At 71.2% G+C, this 1,500-nt stretch carries 3 protein-coding genes; all 3 read left to right on the top strand.

Annotation, left to right across the window (positions count from 1 at the left end; translation table 11 throughout):
* Positions 1-304: dihydrofolate reductase family protein (locus G6018_RS08945; protein WP_182639423.1), on the top strand; the 304-nt coding region annotated here is incomplete at its 5' end.
* A 51-nt stretch (positions 305-355) separates the two neighbouring features.
* A complete protein-coding gene (locus tag G6018_RS08950; protein WP_182639424.1) occupies positions 356-979 on the top strand; it encodes a riboflavin synthase in 624 nt (207 codons plus the stop codon).
* A 75-nt stretch (positions 980-1,054) separates the two neighbouring features.
* Positions 1,055-1,500, top strand: a 446-nt coding sequence (locus G6018_RS08955; protein WP_182639425.1) for a 3,4-dihydroxy-2-butanone-4-phosphate synthase, incomplete at its 3' end; no start/stop codon positions are given.

A 1,500-nucleotide genomic window follows, 5' to 3' on the forward strand; every position in this document is an offset into this window, starting at 1 on the left:
GCGGGGTTCCGACGGCCGGTTCAGGCACCTGGCCACCCGCGATCCCGCGGAGGCGCTCGCGATGCTCGGCGACGTCCAGCACGTCCTGGTCGAGGGCGGCCCCCGTCTGGCCGGGGCGTTCCTCGCCGCCGGGCTCGTCGACGAGGTCGAGGCCTACCTCGCCCCGATCGTGCTGGGAGACGGTCGGTCCGCCGTCCAGGGTGCCGGGGTCGACACGCTCGCCGGGGCCCACGGCTTCGACGTGCGCGAGACCGCGACCCTGGGACGTGACGTCTACCTCCGCCTGACCAGACGCACCGCATGACCGCGCGGATCACTCGGCACGCATGACCACACCCACGAGAGGACCACACTGATGTTCACCGGAATCGTCGAGGAACTCGGCACGCTGGAATCGGTCGAGACCGTCGGGGACTCCGCGCGACTGCGGATCCGCGGACCCCTCGTCACGTCGGACACCCGTCACGGTGAGTCGATCTCCGTCAACGGCGTCTGCCTCACCGTCACGGGGTTCACCGCCGGAGAGGGCTTCGACGCCGACGTCATGGCCGAGACCCTCGACCGCACCGCCCTGGGCGCGCTGAACCCCGGTGACCCGGTGAACCTGGAGCGGGCGATGCGGGCGGACGCGCGGTTCGGCGGACACATCGTCCAGGGGCACGTCGACGGGACCGGCGCGGTGATCAGCAGGACGGAGCACGACCAGTGGCACGTGGTGCGCGTCTCGTTGCCGCAGGACCTCGCCCGCTACGTGGTGGAGAAGGGGTCGATCACGGTGTCGGGTACCTCTCTCACCGTGTCGGCGGTCAGTCCGCTGGACCAGACCGAGCCGTGGTTCGAGGTCTCGCTCATCCCCACCACGCTGGAGGACACGATCCTGGGCGGCCTGACCCCGGGGGACGCGGTCAACCTCGAGGTCGATGTCCTGGCCAAGTACGTGGAGCGTCTCCTCGGCGGACGCGGTGGCCGGTCCCGGTGACCGGATGCGCCATACTTGTGGCCGTGCCCGCGGCCGACGCCCGGGTTTGATGAGTACCGAGGAGAACCCGCAGCAGTGACCACCTTCGACGGCATCGACCGCGCCATCGCCGACATCGCGGCGGGACGAGCCGTGGTCGTGGTGGACAGCGAGGACCGAGAGAACGAGGGCGACCTGATCTTCGCCGCCGAACTCGCGACCCCCGAGCTCATGGGCTTCCTCGTGCGTTACTCGTCGGGGTACGTCTGCGTCGCGCTCGAGGCCGAGGACTGCCTCCGCCTGGATCTACCGCCGATGCGGGCGATCAACGAGGACCGGCACGACACCGCCTACACGGTGACCGTCGACGCCCGTACCGGTGTCTCGACCGGGATCTCCGCCGCCGACCGGGCGCGCACCGCCCGCATGCTGGCCTCCACCGAGGCCGTTCCCGGGGACTTCACCCGCCCGGGTCACGTGGTGCCGCTGCGCGCGCGGCCCGGCGGGGTGCTCACCCGGCCGGGTCACACGGAATCGGCGGA

The sequence above is a fragment of the Dietzia sp. DQ11-44 genome (assembly GCF_014145205.1).
Classification (GTDB): domain Bacteria; phylum Actinomycetota; class Actinomycetes; order Mycobacteriales; family Mycobacteriaceae; genus Dietzia; species Dietzia natronolimnaea.

Coding starts and splice junctions, on each gene's coding strand:
- G6018_RS08950 (WP_182639424.1), top strand. CDS start 356: ATGTTCACCGGAATCGTCGAGGAACTCGGCACGCTGGAATCGGTCGAG.